Source organism: Mesorhizobium sp. M7D.F.Ca.US.004.03.1.1 (assembly GCF_003998635.1).
In the GTDB taxonomy this organism is placed as follows: domain Bacteria; phylum Pseudomonadota; class Alphaproteobacteria; order Rhizobiales; family Rhizobiaceae; genus Mesorhizobium; species Mesorhizobium loti.
Map to the genome: position 1 here is coordinate 1 of NZ_RZQG01001793.1, position 454 is coordinate 454.

Below are 454 nucleotides of genomic sequence, written 5' to 3' on the forward strand. Positions count from 1 at the left end.
GTCTGGGCCTTATCGATCATTGGCTGCAGCCAATCAGAGATGTTGCCGAGGCCGAATTCGAATGCCGGGAGTGTGGTACTTGGAGCGATACGGATCTTGACCGGCTCTGCGAGCGCTCAGTCGCTTCCCAAGTGAAACGTCTGGCGCGCACGCCGATCCTGCATGCGGCATGGAGGTCAAACAAGAACGTATCGATCCATGGTTGGATATATGGATTGAAGGACGGTTTGCTCTATGACTTGAACTGTACCATAGCCAGCAACCAGGATATCTGATTTCGTTAAGCTAGGGCACGTACCCGTTCCTGGCCGCGATCTCAGCATGCAGACAGCACGAAATTTCAAAACCAGCGGCAACCTGAAACCTGGGTGGCGCCTCCCCAGATCTCCGTCATGACCCTCTCCTTGTTTGGCAGCGCGTAAGCGATGACGGAATCGCCGGCTTGAGCTGGGAA

At 55.1% G+C, this 454-nt stretch carries 1 protein-coding gene; it reads left to right on the forward strand.

Annotated elements, in window-relative coordinates; translation table 11 throughout:
- The coding region (locus tag EN935_RS40060; RefSeq protein WP_281040433.1) for a carbonic anhydrase at positions 1-275 on the forward strand (275 nt) is incomplete at its 5' end.
- Between the last annotated feature and the right edge of the window lie 179 nt (positions 276-454).